At 69.4% G+C, this 17,097-nt stretch carries 15 protein-coding genes; 10 read left to right on the top strand and 5 right to left on the bottom strand.

Annotated features, from left to right (window positions below; all coding sequences use genetic code 11):
* Positions 1-162: 162 nt before the first annotated feature.
* Positions 163-1,551, bottom strand: coding sequence for a hypothetical protein (locus tag KDK82_RS23070; RefSeq protein ID WP_088166280.1), 1,389 nt, complete (start codon positions 1,549-1,551; stop codon positions 163-165).
* Between the two features lie 145 nt (positions 1,552-1,696).
* Here KDK82_RS23070 and KDK82_RS23065 point away from each other — a divergent pair, with 145 nt between their 5' ends.
* Positions 1,697-2,626: a LysR family transcriptional regulator gene (locus KDK82_RS23065; protein WP_012203818.1), complete on the top strand. Its 930-nt coding sequence runs from the start codon at positions 1,697-1,699 to the stop codon at positions 2,624-2,626.
* A 3-nt stretch (positions 2,627-2,629) separates the two neighbouring features.
* A complete protein-coding gene (locus KDK82_RS23060) occupies positions 2,630-3,559 on the top strand; it encodes a tripartite tricarboxylate transporter substrate binding protein (protein ID WP_088166279.1) in 930 nt (309 codons plus the stop codon).
* Between the two features lie 46 nt (positions 3,560-3,605).
* On the opposite strand, the gene KDK82_RS23055 is transcribed toward KDK82_RS23060, so the two are convergent.
* The gene (locus tag KDK82_RS23055; protein ID WP_012203816.1) at positions 3,606-4,469 is read right to left on the bottom strand and encodes a DMT family transporter; all 864 of its coding nucleotides are present in this window, start codon (positions 4,467-4,469) and stop codon (positions 3,606-3,608) included.
* 123 nt (positions 4,470-4,592) lie between these two features.
* On the opposite strand from KDK82_RS23055, the gene KDK82_RS23050 reads away from it, so the two are divergent.
* Positions 4,593-5,972 (top strand): PLP-dependent aminotransferase family protein, encoded by a 1,380-nt coding sequence (locus KDK82_RS23050; RefSeq protein WP_047219778.1) that lies wholly within the window; start codon positions 4,593-4,595, stop codon positions 5,970-5,972.
* On the opposite strand, the gene KDK82_RS23045 is transcribed toward KDK82_RS23050, so the two are convergent.
* Positions 5,969-6,556 carry a TetR/AcrR family transcriptional regulator gene (locus KDK82_RS23045; protein ID WP_012203814.1) on the bottom strand — a complete coding sequence of 196 codons (588 nt, stop codon included), beginning with the start codon at positions 6,554-6,556 and terminating at the stop codon, positions 5,969-5,971. The two genes, KDK82_RS23050 and KDK82_RS23045, sit on opposite strands and share 4 nt — an antisense overlap.
* Before the next feature lie 95 nt (positions 6,557-6,651).
* On the opposite strand from KDK82_RS23045, the gene KDK82_RS23040 reads away from it, so the two are divergent.
* The 5 genes from KDK82_RS23040 to KDK82_RS23020 all read left to right on the top strand — a co-directional run bounded on the left by KDK82_RS23040 (position 6,652) and on the right by KDK82_RS23020 (position 14,249).
* Entirely contained in the window at positions 6,652-7,848 is a 1,197-nt protein-coding gene (locus KDK82_RS23040) for an MFS transporter (RefSeq protein WP_013803871.1), read from the top strand.
* A 168-nt stretch (positions 7,849-8,016) separates the two neighbouring features.
* A complete protein-coding gene (locus tag KDK82_RS23035) occupies positions 8,017-10,542 on the top strand; it encodes a TonB-dependent receptor (protein WP_088166278.1) in 2,526 nt (841 codons plus the stop codon).
* A gap of 83 nt (positions 10,543-10,625) precedes the next feature.
* The gene (locus tag KDK82_RS23030) at positions 10,626-12,794 is read left to right on the top strand and encodes a TonB-dependent siderophore receptor (protein WP_088166277.1); all 2,169 of its coding nucleotides are present in this window, start codon (positions 10,626-10,628) and stop codon (positions 12,792-12,794) included.
* A gap of 100 nt (positions 12,795-12,894) precedes the next feature.
* Positions 12,895-14,037: a PepSY domain-containing protein gene (locus tag KDK82_RS23025; RefSeq protein ID WP_088166276.1), complete on the top strand. Its 1,143-nt coding sequence runs from the start codon at positions 12,895-12,897 to the stop codon at positions 14,035-14,037.
* Positions 14,034-14,249 (top strand): hypothetical protein, encoded by a 216-nt coding sequence (locus KDK82_RS23020; protein ID WP_088166275.1) that lies wholly within the window; start codon positions 14,034-14,036, stop codon positions 14,247-14,249. Before KDK82_RS23025 ends, KDK82_RS23020 begins: the two co-directional genes overlap by 4 nt.
* Before the next feature lie 11 nt (positions 14,250-14,260).
* Here the strand turns inward: KDK82_RS23020 and KDK82_RS23015 are convergent, their stop codons facing one another.
* Both KDK82_RS23015 and KDK82_RS23010 read right to left on the bottom strand, forming a co-directional pair.
* On the bottom strand, positions 14,261-15,064 hold the full coding sequence (locus KDK82_RS23015; protein WP_088166274.1) for a response regulator: 804 nt from the start codon (positions 15,062-15,064) through the stop codon (positions 14,261-14,263).
* Complete coding sequence (locus KDK82_RS23010) at positions 15,061-15,699, bottom strand: response regulator (RefSeq protein WP_012203799.1); 639 nt, start codon at positions 15,697-15,699, stop codon at positions 15,061-15,063. Before KDK82_RS23010 ends, KDK82_RS23015 begins: the two co-directional genes overlap by 4 nt.
* A gap of 113 nt (positions 15,700-15,812) precedes the next feature.
* Here KDK82_RS23010 and KDK82_RS23005 point away from each other — a divergent pair, with 113 nt between their 5' ends.
* The gene (locus KDK82_RS23005; RefSeq protein ID WP_012203798.1) at positions 15,813-16,184 is read left to right on the top strand and encodes a response regulator transcription factor; all 372 of its coding nucleotides are present in this window, start codon (positions 15,813-15,815) and stop codon (positions 16,182-16,184) included.
* Positions 16,184-17,080 carry an ABC transporter substrate-binding protein gene (locus KDK82_RS23000; protein WP_034390822.1) on the top strand — a complete coding sequence of 299 codons (897 nt, stop codon included), beginning with the start codon at positions 16,184-16,186 and terminating at the stop codon, positions 17,078-17,080. The genes KDK82_RS23005 and KDK82_RS23000 overlap by 1 nt, the downstream gene beginning before the upstream one ends.
* Positions 17,081-17,097 lie beyond the last annotated feature (17 nt).

Below are 17,097 nucleotides of genomic sequence, written 5' to 3'. Positions count from 1 at the left end.
CGCCACGACGCAGGTTGCCCCGCAGCGAAGCGAAGGGGTCGCGGACATCCGGGTCGTCTTTCTTTGGCCTACCTTTCTTTGACGAATCAAAGAAAGGTAGGTCGGCTGCCGGGCCGAGACCCGGCCTCGAAAAAACACCCCCCGGCAGGGTCAAAAACCAGCTCACTGCAAAGAAGGCCGCGCCCTCTCAGGCACCCGAGCCCCCAACGCAGCCGGCACATAAGCCGCATCAAAACTACACCCCACCCCAAACTTGGCCTCATTAGCAGAACAAGCAGCAGCAATCCCCGCCGCAGTCGGCTTCACCCCCGCCTCCACCCACTGCATCAACGCAGTCATCAAAGTGGGATAGGTCGCATCGCTGATATAGCTGTGCGTCCCCTGCCGCGTAAAGGTCTGCACCAGCCGGTCCCCGCTGCCGCCTTGCTGCATCACCGCACGAAACCGCGCATCCAGCTCCACGAAGGCCGTAGGGTCGCTGATCCACTTGGCCGAGAGGACCGGCACGCCAATCTTGCCCACGGGGTCGGTGTCATCGGCGAACTTGCGGTAGGCCGCAGGGTCGGCGCGGTAGCGCAGCACGCCGGCATTGAGCGCGGCATCGTCGGCCGAGCCGGCATAGACCGCACCCTCGTTGCCGAAGGGGCTGGCGCCGCCCGTGCGCTTGGCCGAGATGTCCTGGAAGTGCATGGTTCCCCAGTTCATGTGCGACTGGATGGCGCTTTCGGGGATCTTGATGACCTTGGTGATGGTGTCGATCTTCGATTGCTGCGCGGCCGTGCGCTGGGCGGCGGGCTTGTCCAGCGCCAGGCATTCGTTCACGCGCAGGGCCACGTCGGCCTGGCGCATCTTGGCGTCTGCGGGCAGGCCCAGGTTGAGCGCGTACTGCGGCTCATTGGGGCGCGGGTGGTTGCCGCACAGGTACTGGTAGACCACGCGCAGATCGGTGCGGAAGTCATAGGCATGGGTGCCGCCGCCCAGCACGCCGCTGGTCAGCAGCACGCCATCGTAGGGGCGCTCGCCCACGGTCTGCTCGTTGAACATTTCCGCGCCCTTGGCCGCCACGCCCGCACCCCAGGACTGGCCGTGCAGGATGGTGCGCTGCGGCTTGGCCACATGCTGGCGGAAGATGCCACGCAGGCGCTCCGTGTCCTCTGCGGCGGCGCGCACTTCCACGCCACCCTGGCGGTAGGTGGAGCCGGCCCAGGCGTAGCCTGCGCGCACCATGATGGACCAGCGCACCAGGTCTTCGGCCGCACGGTCGGCGGTGGGCGCGGCCAGGTCCGGGCCGCCGTGGGCGTGCAGCACCAGGGTGCCGTTCCACTGCGCGGGCTTGGCGATCAGGTAGTAGGCGCCCTTGGAGTCCTGCCCGGCCCAGCAGCTGATGCCCGCAGGAATCTCGGCGGGGCAGGCCGTGCTCTTGGGCGCGGTCTCGATGGAGGTGACCGGCCCGTGCAGCACGGCCGAGCCGCCGCCGCAGCCGGCCAGAGCGAGCGCGGCCAGCAGCGAGGCGCTGGCGGGACGCAGGGGGAAATACGCGGATGCTTGCATGTCTTGTCTCCTGTCTTGGCTTCTTGTTGGAAGTCACCTGCCGCGCCGCGGCAAGCGGTCGCATCGGTGACTGGAGGGGATTCTGTAGAGGCTTGTCCAATATTTCAAAGATTTTTAGGATATCGGCTGGATACTTTTCACATATATGGAACTGCGCCATCTCCGTTACTTCCTGGCCGTGGCCGATACCGGCCACATCACGCGCGCGGCCGAGCTGCTGGGCATGCAGCAGCCGCCGCTGTCGCAGCAGATCCGCGCGCTGGAGGAGGAGCTGGGCATTGCCCTGTTCCGGCGCCACCCCAAGGGCGTGGACCTGACCGACGCGGGCCTGGAGCTGCAGGGCGAGGCCACGCGGCTGCTGGCCGACTTCACCGCCATGCGCGACCGCATGCAGGCCTTTGCGCGCGGCGAACGCGGGCGCATCCATGTGGGCTTCACCAGCTCGGCGGCGGCCCATGCCTTCACGCCCGAGGTGCTGCGCCTGTGCCGTGGCCGCCATCCCGACATTGCGCTGGATGTGAGCGAGAACAATGCCGCCGAGATCACCGAGGCCGTGCAGGCCGGGCGCATGCACTGCGGCTTTCTGCGCGTGCCGGTGGCCCGGCCCGAAGGCCTGGTTTTCGAGACGCTGCTGCAGGAGCCCGCGCTGCTGGCCATTCCCGTGGACCACCGGCTGGCGCGCGATGCATCGCGGCCCGTGGCGCTCAGGCAGCTCGATGGCGAGCGCCTGATCCTTGTGCGGCGCACGGGCGCGCCGGGGCTGTACGCGAACCTGCTGGCGCTGTGCGCCCGGCACAAGGTACAGGTGGAGGTGGCCGCCGAGGTGGAACGCATGATGACCAATGTGAACCTGGTGGCGGCGGGCGTGGGCCTGTCCATCGTGCCGGCCTCGGTGCGCGGCGCCCATCCCGAGGCCGTGGTCTACCGCGCCTTCGAGCCCGCCGTGCGGCTGAGCGCCCCGCTCACCCTGGTGCACCGCGAGGCCGGCACGGAAACCGGCGGTGCAGGACCCGCGGCCACCTTCATCGCCCTGGCGCGCGAGCTGGCGCAGCGCCACCAGGCGCCGGGCGGCTGAGGCATGCGGGCACCGCAAGGCACCGATACCGGCCGGCGCGCCCTGCTGGCGGCGGGCGCCTGCGCGCTGGCCTGGCCCGCCCAGGCATTGCCGGCCCGGCCCGCCTGGCCGGGCGCCAGCGTGCGGATCGTGGTGGCCTACCCCGCAGGCGGTGTCAGCGACATGGTGGCCCGCGCCCTGGCCGAGCAACTGGCGCAGCAATGGGGCACGGCCGTGATCGTGGACAACCGCCCCGGCGCCAGCGGCACCGTGGCGCTGGAGCTGCTGGCGCGCAGCGCGCCCGACGGCCGCACCCTGGTCTTTGCCGCCGCCACCGCCGTGGGCCTGGCCGCAGCCTCCGTGACGCCCGTGGCCGGTGTGATGCGCACGCCCATGCTGCTGGTGGGCACGCCGGCGCTGAAGGCCGCGGATTTCGAGGGCATGCTGGCCGAGGCGCGCGGCATGCCCGGCGGCATACGCTGGGCCACCACGGGCGAGGGCACGACGGGCCACGCCGTGCTGCAGCGCATAGAGCAGGCCACGCGCATCCCCATCGTGCATGTGCCCTACAAGGGCGGGGGCCAGCAGCTCAACGATGCGCTGGCCGGGCATTTCGAGCTGCTGTCCACCAATGTGGCGCCGCTGCAGCTGCAGGCGCTGCGCGCGGGCCGCCTCAAGGCCCTGGCCGTGGGCGCACCGCAGCGGCTGGCGGCCCTGCCCGATGTGCCCACGCTGGCGCAGCTGGGCCATGCGCAGGCCAACCTGGATTCGCTGTTCGGCCTGTTCGCGCCGCCGCAGATGGCGCCAGCGCTGGCCCAGCGCATCAACGCCGCCGTGGCCCAGGCGCTGCGCGCGCCGGCCATCCGCAGCCGGCTGGAGGCGGCCAGCAACCAGCCGTTCGAGGGTTCGGCCGCAGAGTTCGCGCAGCAGGTGATGCGCGAGGCCGGGCGCTGACCGCCCCTCCGCCCTGCCCCGCCCCCCCGCACCACGCCCGCCAGGCTCAGCGCGCGTACTTCTTGGCCCCGGCCACGCAGACCACGGCGGCCATGGTGACCAGCACCATGCCCCAGCTCACCTGCTCGTGCAGCAGCAGGGCCGCCAGGCCCAGGCCCATGAAGGGCTGCAGCAGCTGGATCTGGCCCACGGCCGCAATGCCGCCCTGCGCCAGGCCCCGGTACCAGAACACAAAGCCGATCAGCATGCTGAACAGCGAGACATAGGCCAGGCCCAGCCATGCGGGCCGGCCCACATCGGCCAGCGATGCCGGCATGCTGAGCAGGGCGGCCGGCAGCATGACGGGCAGGGCCAGCACCAGCGACCAGCTGATGACCTGCCAGCCGCCCAGCGTGCGCGACAGGCGCGCGCCCTCGGCATAGCCCAGGCCGCAGACGATGATGGCGGCCAGCATGAGCAGATCGCCGCGCAGCGAGCCCCCGGCCCCGCCCACGGCCGCATAGCCGGCCACGAAGGCCGCGCCCGCCAGCGAGAACAGCCAGAACGCCGGGCGCGGGCGCTCGCCGCCGCGCAGCACGGCGAACACGGCCGTGGACAGGGGCAGCAGGCCCACGAAGACGATGGAATGCGCTGAGGTGACGTACTGCAGCGCCAGCGCGGTCAGCAGCGGAAAGCCCACCACGCCGCCCAGCGCACTCAGCGCCAGTGAAGGCATGTCGGCACGCGCGGGCCGGGGCTGACGCAACGCCAGCAGCATGGCCAGGGCCAGCAATGCCGCGATGCTGGCGCGCGCACAGGTCAGGAAGGTGGGGTCCAGGTCGGCGACCGCCACGCGGGTGGCCGGCAGCGATCCAGCAAAGATCGCCACGCCGATGAATCCGTTGATCCACCCGCTGCTTGTCTTGTCCATCAAAAAGCTCCTTGGTTTGCAGCGGGCAGTGGGCCATTGCACGGCCGGATCTTCCATAGACAGTCCAATACAATCCAAAAGAACTGTTATGCACACAAAACCACTACAGAAGAAAGAGCAGCCATGCGCAGCGGCACACGCATCCAGGCGGTGATGGAAGAGATCCAGTCGCGCATCGCCGCGCGCACCTACCTGCCCGGCACGCGCCTGCCCTCGGTGCGCGCGCAGGCGCAGGCCATGCAGGTGTCGGTGTCCACGGTGGTGGAGGCCTATGAGCGGCTCGCGGCCGAGGGGGTGATCGCCTCGCGCCCGGGCTCGGGCTTTTATGTGGCGGGGCCGGTGGCACCGCTGGCGCTGGGCGGTATCGGGCCGCGCGTGGACAGGGAGGTCGACCCCCTGTGGCTGGCCCGCCAGTCGCTGCAGGCAGATGCCCACGCGCTCAAGCCGGGCTGCGGCTGGCTGCCGCCTTCATGGCTGTACGAGGAAGGCGTGCGCCGCGCGCTGCGTTCCCTGGCGCGCTCGGGCACGCTGGAGCTGACGGAGTACGCAACGCCGCTGGGCCACCCGGCACTGCGCCGCCTGCTGGCGCGGCGCATGGCCGCCATGGGGCTGGAGACCTCGCCCGAGCAGATCCTGCTGACGGAGTCGGGCACGCACTCCATCGACCTGGTCTGCCGTTTCCTGCTGGAGCCCGGCGATACGGTGCTGATCGACGACCCCTGCTATTTCAATTTCCATGCGCTGCTCAAGGCGCACCGCGTGCAGGCCGTGAGCGTGCCCTACACGCCGCAGGGGCCCGACGTGGCCCGGTTCGCCGACGCGCTGCAGGCACATTCGCCACGCCTGTACATCACCAATTCGGCCATCCACAACCCGACGGGCGCCACGCTGTCGCCACTGGTGGCGCACCGCATCCTGAAGCTGGCCGACAGCTCGGACCTGGTGATCGTGGAGGACGACATCTTCTGCGACCTGGAGACCCATGCGGCGCCCCGGCTGGCGGCCTTCGACGGCCTGTCGCGCGTGATCCAGATCGGCAGCTTCTCCAAGACGGTGTCGGCCTCGCTGCGCTGCGGCTTCATTGCGGCGCGGCCCGACTGGACGCAGGACCTGGCGGACCTGAAGATCGCCACCAACTTCGGCGGCGGGCGCATGGCCGCCGACATCGTGCTGCGCACGCTGACCGACAGCGGCTACCGCAGGCACATGGAGTCCGTGCGGCTGCGGCTGGCGCAGGAGATGGAACGCACGGCCGCGCGGCTGCAGGCCCTGGGCATGAAGCCCTGGCTGGTGCCGCAGGCCGGCATGTTCCTGTGGTGCCAGTTGCCCGGGGGCATGGATGCCACTGCGCTTGCGCGCACCTGCCTGGAAGATGGCGTGGTGCTGGCGCCCGGCAATGCCTTCAGCCAGTCGCAGAGCGCGGGCGATTTCCTGCGCTTCAATGTGGCGCAGTGCTCGGATGCGCGGATCTTCGAGGTGCTGGCGCGGGCGCTGAAGGGCTAGGCCGTTTCAGCCTGCAGCAGGCCGCGCACCCGTGCCTGCACGTGTTCCAGGGACGGCGGCAGGTCGAACAGCACGCGGTAGACGATGGGCGCGGCCAGCGCGTCGATCAGGGTGTCCGCAGCGGGCATCGCCTCGCCACGCCGCGCTGCGCGCTCGCCGATCTGCGCCAGTTGCCCGCGCAGGATTTCCACGCAGGCGCAGGGCGTGTGCTCGTTGCCCGCTGCGGCGGCCATGTCGCGCAGCATGGTGCGGCCCAGCGGCGAGGCCGATTCCTCCAGGAACTGCTCGGCCCAGGCCAGCAGGTCGCCCTCCAGCGTGCCCGTGTCCAGCGGCGGCGCCGTGGGCCGGATGATTTCCACGGCCACATCGGCCAGCAGCTGCTGTATGTCGCCCCAGCGCCGGTAGAGGGTGGACGGCGTCACGCCGGCCTGGGCGGCGATGAGCGGAAAGCTCAGTTCCTCGCGCGGCATGGTTTCCAGCAGGCCCTTGACGGTCTGGTAGACCGTGGCCTGGATGCGCGCGCTGCGTCCGCCGGGACGGGCGGGACCGCCTGTTTTGGAAAGGGATGGGACTTGCGTGCTCATGGTTATTAAAGCTAAAAATTTGCATTAGCAGCGCACAAGCGCAGAATTCGCTAACGCAAAAACTTTGCATTAATTGTGCAGCAGGGCTCTTAACCATGTCGGTACTGCAACCATCCAACTCCACTCCCGCTGCCCGGCCCGGCCGCAGCCTGGCCGTCCTGGCCTTCGGCCTGGGCAGCTTCTTCGCGGCCTCCAGCGCGCCCACGCCGCTGTACCGGCTCTACCAGCAGGACTGGGGCTTTTCCTCGGGCATGCTGACCCTGGTCTTCGCGGTCTATGCGCTGAGCCTGCTGCTGGCCCTGCTCACCACGGGCGCGCTGTCGGACCACCTGGGCCGCAAGCCCGTGATCCTGGCGGCGCTGGTGCTGGAGATCGTCTCGCTGGCGGTGTTCGCCCGCGCGGGCGACGTGCAGGCCCTGGTGCTGGCGCGCGTGCTGCAGGGCTTTGCCACCGGCATGGCCAGTGCGGCCATGGGCGCGGCGCTGCTGGACCTGCACCGCGAGCGCGGCACGCTGGTGAGCACCATGGCGCCCATGGTCGGCATGGCGGCGGGCATTGTCGTGGCGGGCGAGTTCGCGCAGCTGTGGCGCCAGCAGCTGGGCCTGGTGTTCTGGCTCATGGCGCTGATCTTCGTGGCCGTGGCCGCCGCCATGGCCGTGCTGCCCGAGACGGGCGCGCGCCGCCCCGGCGCACTGGCCGCCATGCGCCCGCGCGTGCGGATTCCGGGCCAGGCCCGGGCCGACTTCATGCGCGTGCTGCCCATGAGCATCACGGTGTGGGCGCTGGGGGGCTTTTACCTGTCGCTGGGCCCTTCGATGATCCGCTCGGTCACGGGCTCGGAGGTCGCCGCCAGCTTTGCCGTGTGCATCAACACGCTGAGCGCCGCCGCCGCCATCTGGACGCTGCGCAGCCGCGCGCCGCGCGCCATGCTGCAGTTCGGCGGCAGCGGCCTGCTGGCCGGGGTGGCCCTGCTGCTGGTCGGCGCCCATCTGCAAAGCCTGCCCCTGGTGCTGGGCGCCTCGGTGGTGGCGGGCGCAGGCTTCGGCGTGGGCTTCCAGGGCGCGCTGCGCAGCGTGATCCCGCTGGCCGAGCCGCACGAGCGCGGCGCCCTGATCTCGGCCATCTACATCGCCAGCTACCTGGCGTTCAGCGTGCCGGCCATCGCGGCGGGCATGGCCGCCGCGCGCTTCGGCCTGTTGCCCGTGACCTATGCCTACGGCCTGATGCTGATGCTGTTCGCGGGCCTGGCGCTGGCGGGGACGCGCCAGCCCAGGCCGGTGGTGGTGTCCTGAGGCATTGATCGGAAAATAAAACCATAGCAATCCAGCCTTATTCCACCTGGTTATCAACGGGAAGTAACGGAGAAAATCTCAGGGGCAGCGCAAAAAAAATCCAGCCGAACTTGCAGGATCGGCAAGGCTTGTTCGGCATACGGGGAGTCACACCACTTTCCCAGCCCCATGCCCCGCACCCTCCCCCACCAGCCCCAGGACGGCCTTGCAGCCGCACGGGGCTGGCCTGCGTCCATGGGGATGGCTGGGGTGTCAGCGGTGCTGGGCGTGGCGATGCTGGTTGCCACGGCAGCGGACTGCGTCCATGCGGCGCCGTCCGCCCAGGCCGCCCAAGCCGGCCAGCGCAGCTTTTCGATTGCGGCCGGCCCGCTCACGCATGTGATCGCGCAGTACGCCAACCAGGCTGGCGTTGCGCTGTCGTTTGATGCCGCGCAGCTGGGCCGGTTGCAGTCCCCGGGGCTGCAGGGCAGCTATGCCGTGGAAGACGGTTTTGCCAGGCTGCTGCAGGGCACGGCGCTGCAGGCCGTGCGCGAGTCCAGCGGCGTCTATACGCTGCGGCCGCTGCCAGCGGCGGCCTCGGGCATCGGCGGGCAGACGCTGGGCACGGTCACGGTCCGGGCCACGGCGCCGGCCAGTGCAACGACCGAGGCATCGGACAGCTACGCGGCCAGCCTGGTCACGGGCTACAAGGGGCTTCAGTCGGTGCGCGACATCCCGCAGCCCGTGACCGTGCTCACGCGCCAGTGGCTGGACGAGCAGGCCCTGCCCGACCTGCATGCCGTGCTGCAGCACACGCCGGGCGTGACGGTGGAGTACATCGACAGCGAGCGCATCGCCTATTACTCGCGCGGCTACCAGATCGATTCGCTGCAGGTGGACGGGCTCAATGTGAACCAGGTGGCCTCGGCCTCCACCTTCATCCAGCCCGACATGGCCATGCTGGACCGCGTGGAGGTGCTGCGCGGCGCCACGGGCCTGCTGCGGGGCGCGGGCTCGCCCTCGGCCATGGTGAACATGGTGCGCAAGCGGCCCACGGCGCAATGGCAGGGCTCGGCCGCGCTGACGCTGGGTTCCTGGGACCGCCAGCGCATGGAGGCCGACCTGTCCGGCCCTCTGAACGCAGCCGGCACGCTGCGCGGCCGGCTGGTGGCGCTGGCGGACGACAAGGCATCGTTCCAGACCGCGCGCAAGGAAAAGCGCCTGGGCCTGTACGGCGTGCTGGAGGCGGACCTGGGGCCGCGCACCACGCTCACGGCCGGCCTGCAGCACACGGACCTGCAGGCCACGGGCTCCTGGGGCGGCCTGCCTGCCGCCGCCGACGGCAGCCAGCTCGGCCTGCCGCGCAGCACCTACCTGGGCACGCCCTGGAATACCTGGGACCGCCACAACCAGCAGGCCTTTGCCGAGCTGGAGCACCGGCTGGACAGCGGCTGGCAACTGAAGGCCCAGGCGGCGCACACGCGCTTTCGGTCGGACGGGTTCAAGCAGACCTCGTTTTCCAGGGCCAGCGACAGCAATCCCTACCTGTTCGACGTGAGCACCTCCATCTATGGCGGCGACGGCAGCACGCAGAACGCGCTGAGCCTGCTGGCCAGCGGCCCCTTCGAGGCCCTGGGCCGCAGGCACGAGCTGTCGCTGGGCGCCGACCTGCAGCGCATCCGCAGCACGGGCGCCACGGGCTACTGGGGCGTGAGCCCGCTGCGCAATGTGGACATCCGCGGCTGGAATCCGTACACCAGCTATCCCGAGCCGTTCTACAGCGAGGGCAACGGCAACGCCTATTCATCGCCCGTGTCCCACATCCACCAGTACGGCGGATTCGCGCGGGCCCGGCTGTCGCTGACCGACTCGCTCACCGCCATTGCCGGTGCGCGCCTGAGCTGGTGGAGCTATCTCGAACCCGGCAATGCCCAAAGCGGCTACAGCGTGCGCCGCGAGCTGACGCCCTACGCGGGCCTGGTGCATGCGCTGTCGGACACGCTCGACGCCTATGCCAGCTACAGCGAGATCTTCAGCCCCCAGGACAAGAAGGCCGCCGACGGCAGCATCCTGGCGCCCGCCCGGGGCGAGGACCTGGAGGCCGGGCTCAAGGGCAGTTTCATGGACGGCCGGCTGCAGGCCAGCGTGTCGGTGTTCCGCATCCAGCGCGTGGGCAGCGCCATGCAGGACACGGCATCGGCCATGCCCTGCCTGCCGTACTACCCGACCAGCCACTGCTTCATGGCCGGCGGCAAGAGCCGCAGCCAGGGCTGGGAGCTGGAGCTGTCCGGCGAGCCCGCGCCAGGCTGGCAGGTGCTGGCCGGCTACACCTACACCCAGGCCAGGTACCTGCGCGACGCCTCCGAGGCCAACGTGGGCCAGCCGCTGCGGCCCGTGGACCCGCGCCATGCGCTGCGCCTGTTTGCCAGCCACCGCTTCAAGGGGCCCTTGCAGGGATGGACCGCAGGCGCCGGCGTGCGGCTGCAAAGCGATGCCTACGCCAGCGTGGGCGATGTCACCACCCGCCAGGGTGGCTATGCGCTTTTTGACGCGCTGCTGGCCTACCGCCTGGACGACACCTACTCGCTGCAGCTGAACGTGAGCAACCTGCTGGACAAGCGCTACTACGCCAAGTTCTCGCCCAACAGCACCTACTTCAACAACTACTACGGCGATCCGCGCAACGTCACGGTGTCGCTGCGCGCGCGCTTCTAGGGCCACGGCCGGCCTGCCCTCGTTTCCCGGTTTTCCCCCCGGTTTTCTTCCCGCTTTTTCTTCCCGTTTTCCAACCTTTGCACATGACTGCCATGACGCACCACAGCACTCCTGCGGACTTCCGCTTCGCTCCCCACCCCCTCACGCGCCTGATCCGCCAATGCCTGGGCGCCGGCCTGGCCCTGGCCGCCGTGGGCGTGGCGGCCCAGACGGCCGAGGGCCCGGCCCTCAAGGAAGTGACGGTGAGCGACCAGGCCGAGGCCATCGGCGGACTGCAAAAGACCTATGCCGGCGGCCAGATCGCGCGCGGTGGCGACCTGGGCATCCTCGGCAAGACCGACCAGATGAACGTGCCCTTCAGCACCACCAACTACACCTCGGAGCTGATCGAGAACCAGCAGGCGCTGACCATTGCCGACGTGGTGATGAACGACGCCTCGGTGCGCACGCTGCAGGCGCGCGGCGGCTATGGCGATGACTTCCAGGTGCGGGGCTTTTCCCTGTCCATGCGCGATGTGTCGGTGAACGGCCTGTACGGCCTGTCGCCCTCCACGCGCCTGCCGCTGGAGGTGATCGAGCGCGTGGAAGTGCTCAAGGGCCCCGGCTCGCTGACCAATGGCGTGGGTCCCAGCGGCAGCATCGGCGGCAGCATCAACGTGGTGACCAAGCGCGCGGGCGATGTGCCGCTGAACCGCCTGACCGCCACCTACATGGGCAAGGCCCAGTTCGGCAGCCACCTGGACGTGGGCCGCCGCTTTGGCGAAGACAACCAGTGGGGCGTGCGCGTGAACGGCGTGTGGCGCAATGGCGAAGGCAATATCGACGGCGGCCGCCAGCGCCTGGGCCTGGCATCGGTGGGCCTCGACTACGAAGGCCAGGGCCTGCGCTGGTCGCTGGATGCGCTGACCACCAGCGGCAAGACCACGGAATTCCGCCCGCAAAGCGCCTTCCTGGCCGGCATCACCCAGGTGCCCGCCGTGCCCGACAGCCGCACCAACTTCAACCCGGGCACGGAGCTGCTGGACAAGGCCAAGACCGTGATCTCGCGCGTGGAATACGACATCAACGCCAACACCTCCGTCTACGGCGGCGTGGGCTACAGCGATGTGTCCAGCGACCAGAGCTTCCCCACGGCCGTGCAGCGCATCGACTCGCTGGGCAACTTCACCGTGCGCAACGGCTTCTACGACGAGTTCAACAAGACCACCTCGGCCGACGTGGGCCTGCGCACGCGCTTCAAGACCGGCGCCATCGGCCACACCGTGGTGGCCGCGGCCAACTACATGGACCGCGAGAGCGGCTACTTCTACCAGCTGACCACCAAAGCCGTCCCCTCCAACATCTACAACCCCGCGCCCCTGCCGGCCATCGACTTCGTGCGCGGCGCGCCCACCAAGAATGCCGAGCTGACGCAGCACAGCCTGGCGCTGGCCGACACCATGGCGCTGTTCAGCGACCGCGTGCTGGTGACCGTGGGCCTGCGCGACCAGACCATCGACCAGAAGAACGCCAGCGGCACCACGCTGTACAAGGCCAGCGCCGTGACGCCGTTGGCCGGCGTGGTGTTCAAGCCGCAGAACAATGTCTCGGTCTACGCCAACTACACGGCTGGCCTGTCGGCAGGCGGCACGGCCGGGCCCAACACGGCCAATGCCGGCCAGGTGTTCGCGCCGCAGAAGTCCAAGCAGTACGAGGTCGGCGTGAAGGTGGACTGGGGCCGCATGACCACGCAGGCCGCGCTCTACCAGATCCAGCGCCCGGGCTCCATGACCGACCCGGTGACCAATGTCTACAGCTTCGGCGGCGAGACGCGCAACCGCGGCCTGGAGCTGACCGCCTACGGCGAGATCCACAAGGGCCTGCGCCTGCTGGCCAGCGCGGCCTTCAACAACGCCAGGCTCTCGCGCACGGCAGGCGGCGTGAACCAGGGCAACGACGCCAACGGCGTGCCCGAGCGCACCTTCAACCTGGGCCTGGACTGGGATACGCCCTGGGTGGAGGGCCTGAGCCTGAACGGCCGCGTGATCCACACCTCGTCCATGTACTACGACGCGGCCAACATCCTGCGCATGCCTGGCTGGACGCGCCTGGACCTGGGCGCACGCCTGCGCACCCATGTGGCCGGCAAGCCCGTGGTGCTGCGCGCCAGCCTGGAGAACGTCAGCAACAAGAGTTACTGGGTGACTGCCGCCGGCTACACCACCACGGGCGCGCCGCGCACGCTGATGCTGTCGGCACAAGTGGACTTCTAAGCCCCCGGCCACCGGCAACCGCCCCGCCCCCCGGCAAGGCGCCGGGGGCGCGGTGATGGCGGGGGCCCCAGGCCCCCTTCTGTCAGAGAAAAAACACCCCATGCAAAGCCACACGATCAAGACCTGGGCCTGGTTGCACAAATGGAGCAGCCTGGTCTGCACCGTCTTCATGCTGCTGCTGTGCCTGACCGGCCTTCCGCTGATCTTCCACCACGAAATCGGCCACCTGCTGGGCACCGAGGTGGAGGCCCCGCCCATGCCCCAGGGCACGCCCCATGCCAGCCTGGACAAGGTGCTGGAGGTGGCCCGCGCCCAGCACCCGGACCGCGTGGTGCAGTTCGTCTCCAAGTCCGACGACACCGATGACCTCTGGTTCGTCACCATGACGCCCACGCCGGCGCCCACGGACGATTTCCGCTCCGTGGTCATCGATGCGCGCACGGCCGAACTGCTGGCCCAGCCGCGCTTCGACCAGGGCTTCATGTGGGTCATGTTCAAGCTGCACGTGGACCTGTTCGCAGGCCTGCCGGGCAAGCTGTTCCTGGGCTTCATGGGGCTGCTGCTGCTGATCGCCATCGTCAGCGGCGTGGTGCTGTACGCGCCCTTCATGCGCAAGCTCGATTTCGGCACCGTGCGCCGCACGCGCCAGCCGCGCCTGAAGTGGCTGGACCTGCACAACCTGCTGGGCATCGTCACCCTGGTGTGGCTGTTCGTGGTGGGCGCCACCGGCATGATCAATACCTGGGCCGACCTGCTGATCAAGTACTGGCAGCATGACCAGCTCAGCAGCGTGCTGGCGCCCTACCAGGGCCAGGACACGGTGCCGGTGGCGGAGCGCGCCTCGCTGCAGCAATCGCTGCAGGCCGCCCAGCAGCAGGTGCCGGGCACCAAGCTGTACTTCATCGCCTTCCCCGGAACCACGTTCTCCAGCCCGCACCACCACACCTTCTTCCTGCGTGGCAACGAGCCCCTGACCTCGCGCCTGTTCCTGCCCGTGCTCGTGGACGCCAAGACCGCCCAGGTCACGGCCGCGCCCGCCCTGCCCTGGTATCTGACGGCGCTGCTGGTGTCCCAGCCGCTGCACTTCGGCGACTACGGCGGGCGGGCCATGCAGATCCTCTGGGCGCTGCTGGACATCGCCAGCATCATCGTGCTGGGCACGGGCCTGTACCTGTGGGTCAAAAAGGGCAAGAGCGTGCCGGCCCCGCAGCCCGCGCCGCGCGGCAAGGAGGTCTCGGCATGAGCGGCGCGCAACACCGGGGCTTTCTCGCCCTCTGGGGCTGGCCCATCGCGCTGGGCGTGCTGACGGCCATCGGCCTGGTCTCGGCCCTGTTCAGCGACGGCGGCCTTGGCGACATGCTGGCCGGCGTCTGCCTGGCCATTCCCACGGCGGCGGGAATCTGGCACGGCTGGGTGCGGCGCAGCCCCCGCAATGACGGCGGGATGGCGGAATAGCGGGCGCGGTGTCAGCCGCGCCGGGGCCGCTGGCCCGCGCCGTCCAGCATTCCCAGCAGGGCCGCGCCCAGTTGCCGCCAGGCATCGGTGGCGCCCGCCCAGTCGCTGGCCAGGCAGGCCTGCTCCAGCGTCTGCGCCAGGCCGCTGGCCTGCTCGTGCCCCAGCAGGCGCAGCACGCTTTTGAGGTTGTGCGCCAGCCGGCGCAGCGCCGCGGCATCGCGCGCGGCCAGCAGGTTTTCGCCCAGCGCCACATCGTCGGGCAACTGCGCAAGACAGCTGGCGCGGTAGCTGTGGAACAGGGCGGCATCGCCGCCGAAGTAGCTGGAGACGGCGGCCGGGCCGCCATCCGCCGGCACATCCGCCGGCATATCCGCCTTCATATCCACCGGCACATCCGCACCGGCGGCTTGCACGCTGGCTGGCGCGGGCGAGCCGGCCGGTTGCGCCGCCAGCACCGATTCCACGCAGTCCACCAGTTGCGCCACCGACACGGGCTTGCGCAGCACGCCCCAGACCTGCAGTTGCTCCAGCCGCAGCGCCACGTCGGCCCGCACGCCGGCGCTGAAGACCACGGCGCTGCAGCCTGCCTGCGGGGAGTTGCGCAGCCATTCGATGAGCTCGACCCCGGAGGCGCCGGGCAGCATCAGGTCGGTGATCAGCAGGGCAAAGGGCTGGCTCTGCAGCAGGCTCTGCGCCTGCTCCGCACTCGCGCAGGACACCAGGGTGAGGGGCATTCCCTCCAGCGCCAGCGTGACGAATCGCGCAATCGAGGCATCGTCCTCCACCAGCAGGACCGCAGGATGGGCCGGATTCACGCTGCCTGCCTGCCCAGCAGCTCGCCCAGCGCCTCGGGCAGCTCCTGCACGAGCTGGGGTTTGTGGATCACGCGCGCGCCGCCCAGCGCAAAGGCGTAGGCCTCGCGCTCTGCCGCATCCAGCGAGGTGACCACCAGCAGCTTGCAGCGCGCGAACTGCTCATGCGTGCGCAAGGTGGTGATGAGGGCGGCGCCGTCGATGTCGGGCAGCAGGATGTCCACCAGCAGCACGTCGGGCTGGATCTGCCCGTACAGCGCCATGCCGGTGATCCCGTCGTGCGCCACGTGCAGCTGCACGTCGGGAAAGTGGCGCTGCACCAGCAGGCGCACCAGGTTCTGGAAGTGCACGGAGTCCTCGATCAGCAACACGCGCGGGCCTGTGCCGGCCTGCGCGGGAGCGGGCGCCGGGGCCGCCGCTGGCGCCCCGGACGTGGTGGCCGCATCACCCTGCCTGCCGCGCCAGCGCTCCACGGAGGCGCGCGTGATGCGCCGGTGCCCCCCGGGGGTCTTCCAGGCCTCCAGATCGCCGCGATCGACCATGAGCTGAACCGACCGCACCGCCATGCCCAGCAGCTTGGCCACCTCAGCGGTCGTGTAGTGCGGAATTTGGCCTGGTGGGGTGCTGTTCTCGGACATGGCAGCAATTTTGCATCAAATACGATTAAAAAAAACAATACAAATTTGATGAATTTGATATTTATGATTCAATCCAACGCAGAAACCTTCAACTGCGTTGCGAAAGGCCCGCCATGAAGAAGATACTGATCGCCGAAGACCAAGCCGACATCCGCAAGCTGTTGCGCATGACGCTGGAGTCCAGCGCATACGAAGTCATGGAGGCGCCGACCGGTGACGAAGCCTGGGCCCTGGCCCAGCGCAGCCAGCCCGATGTCGTGCTGCTGGACATGATGATGCCGGGCACGCTGGACGGCCTGGAGGTGTGCTGCCGCATCAAGACCTCCTACGACCTGCGGCACACGCGGGTGATCCTGCTGACGGCCCGGGGCAGTGCGCAGGACCGCGAGGCGGGTTTCAATGCCGGTGCCGACGAATACCTGCTCAAGCCCTTCAGCCCGAACCGGCTGCTGGAGACCCTGGCCAGTCTTTACAGGAGCGACTGATGACGATGCACACGCAGGCCGCCGCGGGCCGATGGCAGATACCGTCCGGGAACGCCGCGCGCCTGTCCGCGCTGGTGCGGGCCGTTGTGTTGCCCGTTGTACAGGCGCTGCTGCTGGCACTGGTGCCGGTCTGGGTGGCGGTGCTGGCCATGGGGCCTGGCGCAGCACGGGCCGGCGAGGTGCTGGACCGCGTGGCCAGCAGCCACACGCTGAAGGTCTGCATCTGGCCCGACTACTACGGCATCACCTACCGTGACGCACGCACGGGCAGGCTCACGGGCATCGACGCGGAGCTCTCGGCAGAGCTGGCCAAGGACCTGGGCGCGCGGCTGCAGCATGTGGACTCGTCCTTCTCGCGGCTGGTGCCCGACCTGCTGGAGTCACGCTGCGACGTGGCCATGTTTGCCGTCGGCATCCTGCCGCAGCGCCAGCAGCAGCTGCGCTTCACCCAGCCCTACCTGAGCAGCGATATCTACGGCATCACCACCAAGAGCAACCCCGCCGTGCGCAGCTGGGCCGACATCGATCAGCCCGGCGTGCAGGTGGCCGTGCAGCGCGGCACCTTCATGGAGCCGGTCATGCGCGAGTCGCTCAGGCATGCGCACCTGGTGCTGGTGGAGCCGCCGCAAACCCGCGAAAAGGAACTCATGGCCGGGCGCGTGGACGTGTTCATGACCGACTACCCGTACAGCCGCAAGCTGCTGGACAGCTCGGACTGGATGCAGCTGATCGCGCCGCCCAAGCCCTTCCATGTGCTGCCCTACGGCTATGCGGCAAGCCCTGCCGACGCCCAGTGGCTGGCGCGCCTGAACCAGTTCGTCTCGGACATCAAGCGCGACGGCCGCCTGGCCAGGGCCGCGCGCCACAACGGCCTGACCGCCATCGTCGCGCCCTGAAACTTCCGATGGAGCAC

It is taken from the genome of Delftia sp. K82, from assembly GCF_002193035.1.
Lineage (GTDB): Bacteria > Pseudomonadota > Gammaproteobacteria > Burkholderiales > Burkholderiaceae_C > Comamonas > Comamonas acidovorans.
Note: the sequence above shows the minus strand (reverse complement) of the source record. Positions and strands in the feature narration are given on the sequence as shown.